We start from the raw sequence: 3,539 nt of genomic DNA, 5'->3' as shown, positions 1-3,539 counted from the left end.
ATAGATGTCCCTTCCGGTCAAGAAATTGAGGCCTTCCAGCATCGCGATGAACGCGGCCATCCTACAGTAATAGCCGGCAGCAGGATGTGCCAGCCGATGACCCAGCCGAACTGCAGTCGCGATAGCAATACAGGATCGAAGTCCTCGTCCCTCTGGATGCAGGCGAGCCGGCGAGAATCGCATCACCTTCCGTAGTAGCGGCGGCTGTGGCGGGAGCGCGTTTTCAGTGCCGTGGTCAAGCTATGGGAATTGGCGACGGTGTCGATGCCGGATTTTGAAACCAGCTGTTCTGCCGCGTCGTACGGCTTGCAACTCTCAGGCGTGACCGCGCCAGAGGCGATAGAGCACGCACCTAGCTTGCGTGCTTGTGCTGCTTAGCTGCGCAACGACCCCCGGGGGCGATGGGAACCGTCTGCGGCGATCCATGCTTCGGTGGGCTTGCAGCTCGCTTAGTCAAAGCGCTTCTCTGGGTAGGCACAGGGCGATCCGACCAACGGACAAGCGACGGCAGGACGAGAAATCGATGCTGCCGTCCAGTCCCGCCAGAATTGCCGCACGACAGGCAATGTAACGCGTGAAAGGCGTTTGAAACGTCACATTCGGCTATATGAGAATGAACGCCCCGATAAGAAGCGCGCCAAGCCCGATCGCGACGACAAGCCGTGTGGTGAGATCCATCAGGTCAATTTCCTTATTGCCAACTCTAACGTCTCGAGTTGGACGAGACCTTCCGTACGGAATCGTCGGTCCACGCCAATTGCCTCCGCGCCGGGAGAGAACCATGTCGGCAGCTTTGCCGGAGCAGAAACCCGTTTCGCCGCTGCCCTGCCCGGCGGCTATCATGAAACCAGCACATTCCGGAACTGCCAGGGATCGGATGTGTCGATGTCCTCCGGGAAGAGCCCAGGCCGGCCATCCACAGGCGTCCAGTCCGTATAGACACCAACGAGAGAGCCAAGATAGGGCTTCTGGATCTCCAGGCAGCGCCGGAAGTCCAGATCTTCAACTTCCACGATGCCGGCCTCGGGGTGTCAAGCGCCCAGACCATGCCTGCGAGCACAGCCGACGTGACCTGAAGCCCAGTAGCATTGTGATGGGGCACGAGCTGTCGTGTCTTCAATCGCGAGCTGCGAACCGTACCAAAACGCGTTTCTTGAATGGCCCTAAAGAAGCACGCCAAGTTCATCTATCCCGTCGACGATATGCGCGAAAGTTGTTGGACGCCTTCGCCGCCGAGGCTGCCATTAGGGGTGTTCGGCGGATCTGGGTGCAGAGCCACGATTTCCAGGCGCCAGGATTGTATGAAAAGGCCGGTTTTGTGCGTGTAGCTGAGTTTGCAGATTGGCCGGAGGGACACTCCAACGTTATTCTCTGCAGAACCCTGGAAGCCACGACGGCAACTCCATGACCACCATTTAGCGCAGGTAGCTGACGCGGACGCACTACCCGATATCGAACAGTCGGAGGGTGACGCTTACCGCGAAGTTGCGGAGCTGGCCTGGATTGCCGATGACGAAAACCAAACCGTCGAGCGTCACCGTGAACTTATCGCCAAGGGCACATGCTGGGTAGCGGTGGAGCAGGATGGCCGGACGGTCGCATTCCTGAGCGCGGAGATCCAGGACGACACATTGCACATCTGGGAACTAGCTGCGCGCCTTGACCGACAACGCTCAGGTATCGGACGCGCCTTGCTCGAAAAAGCAATCACAGATGCGAGGGAGCGCCGCCTTGTCGCGATCACCCTGACAACGTTTCGGGATGTGATCTGGAACGCGCCTTTCTATCCGAAGCTGGGCTTTCAGGTGCTGGGCGAGACGCATGCGGGAGACCGGCTTCGTCAAATACTGCGTCGGGAGATCGAACACGGGATGCCGGCAAGCAGGCGCTGCGCCATGCGCCTCATTCTCGGCTAGACGGAAATTGGCTAAAGTGATGGACAAAACCCTTGCTCTGGCAATGCCCGAATTTCGACCGGCTCTGATCGGCTGAGCTGGAAGGTTGATATCGCAGGCTAAAGAGCGTTGAAAAGCTGGCTCGGGCGGACCAATTTACATTGCGAAGAAGATTTTTCGCTATCCGGGAATAAAACGCCGCCCGCCCTGGTCTTCCATGCATACGCTGCTGATTGACCTTGAAGGAACGTCCCCCTGCAACCCCACACACTGACGACCGCGACGGCAATGGTCGACGCATTCCCAGGTGAAGGCGACGCGTTGGCCGCTTGCGGCTCCCAGCCTGTCTGCCTTAAACGTCCTGCCCAGTCGGGATCGAGAGCGCTCAGACGCCGCGGATGCGAGAACGCATCGGGGTGGATGAATCGTTGCGGTCCAGTGTGTGATTGACATCGATGAAACAGTTGCCTTCACATTCACCGCAGCTGGCGACCCTAAATACTTCCGCTGGGTTCGCTTGCAAGACAGAACCATCTTCGCTTCCTGGGCACTCAAGGCGAGGCGCATATCACGGTACACCAATGCTAAGCAGCAATGCGCAGGCCGACCGCTTCAGCGAAGTGGTAATGCCTCATCTCGCCGACGCGCTTTCGCTGGCCCGTTGGCTAACCGGCAATGCCACCGACGCCGAGGATGTCGTGCAGGACGCGTGCATGAAGGCACATGCCAGCATCGCCAGTTATGCCGGCGGCAATGCACGCGCCTGGCTGCTCACCATCGTGCGCAATGCGTGCTACACATGGCTGGCGCGGAACCGCCCGCGCAGCATCGTCTCGGTGGGCGATCTCGCCGATCTCGACGAGGTGAGCTCCGCTCACGCAGCCGATCCACCCGACAGCGAGAGCCCGGAGGCGACCCTGATCGCCAAGGCAGATACCGTAGCACTCGAAGCCGCGATCGCCGCCCTGCCGCAGCCGTTTCGCGAAACCCTCGTGCTGCGCGACATCAATGGCCTCGCCTACCGCGATATCGCGGCCATGCTAGGCGTGCCGATGGGTACGGTGATGTCACGGCTGGCGCGGGCGCGTGGCCTGCTGATCTCTGGCCTTGGGAGGGCGCAATGAGCGCGCACAACGACGGATTGCCCGAGGATGCCGCAGGCATGAACCTGATGCTGCACGCGCTGGTCGATGGCGAGCTTGACGCCGCCGCGGCCATAGCCGTTGAGCGGCGCATAGCCGCCGACCCCAAGCTGGCGGCCGAACATGCCCGCGTCATGGCCTTGCAAGGGGCTGTGGCCGGACTTCCGAAGCCGCAAGTCAGCGACGCCTTCAGCGCGCGCATCGCAGCCATGGCTGCTGCCGGCAATGTCGAGGTACTGCGCCCCAAATCGCCGACGGCACCAGCGAAGGCAAATCGAACGGGGTGGTCGGCGCGCAACTTCGGCTCATTCGATTGGCGCGCCATGGCGGCGTCTATCATGCTCAGCGCGGTGCTGGCCAGCGGTGCAACGCAATGGGCGATCCAGCCTGGCGTAGCCGATGGCTTTGCCGCAGGGGTAGCCAGCGGCCACCAGCGCAGCCTGTTGGCGATGAGCCCGGTGGATATCGTCTCGTCGGACCGACACACGGTGAAGCCCTGGCT

General features: G+C 61.0%; 2 protein-coding genes and 2 pseudogenes. 3 read left to right on the top strand and 1 reads right to left on the bottom strand.

Features of this window, described 5'->3' with window-relative positions; genetic code table 11:
* Positions 1-839 precede the first annotated feature (839 nt).
* A pseudogene (locus EN879_RS28255) lies at positions 840-1,202 on the bottom strand (saccharopine dehydrogenase C-terminal domain-containing protein); the annotation flags it as partial.
* A gap of 132 nt (positions 1,203-1,334) precedes the next feature.
* Here EN879_RS28255 and EN879_RS28245 point away from each other — a divergent pair.
* The 3 genes and pseudogenes from EN879_RS28245 to EN879_RS28235 form a co-directional block, all read left to right on the top strand.
* A complete protein-coding gene (locus tag EN879_RS28245; RefSeq protein WP_206516556.1) occupies positions 1,335-1,916 on the top strand; it encodes a GNAT family N-acetyltransferase in 582 nt (193 codons plus the stop codon).
* 560 nt (positions 1,917-2,476) lie between these two features.
* Entirely contained in the window at positions 2,477-3,019 is a 543-nt protein-coding gene (locus EN879_RS28240; protein ID WP_027162036.1) for a sigma-70 family RNA polymerase sigma factor, read from the top strand.
* Positions 3,016-3,539 (top strand): annotated as a pseudogene (locus EN879_RS28235) (anti-sigma factor); the annotation flags it as partial. The gene EN879_RS28240 and the pseudogene EN879_RS28235, both read left to right, overlap by 4 nt.

Source organism: Mesorhizobium sp. M7A.F.Ca.AU.002.02.1.1, assembly GCF_003998535.1.
Classification (GTDB): domain Bacteria; phylum Pseudomonadota; class Alphaproteobacteria; order Rhizobiales; family Rhizobiaceae; genus Mesorhizobium; species Mesorhizobium ciceri.
The sequence above is the reverse complement of the archived record's forward strand: the minus strand, read 5'-3'. Positions and strand labels throughout refer to the sequence as shown.

Bases quoted from the DNA above. Each gene is read 5' to 3' on its own strand.
- EN879_RS28240 (WP_027162036.1), top strand. From the start codon at position 2,477: ATGCTAAGCAGCAATGCGCAGGCCGACCGCTTCAGCGAAGTGGTAATG.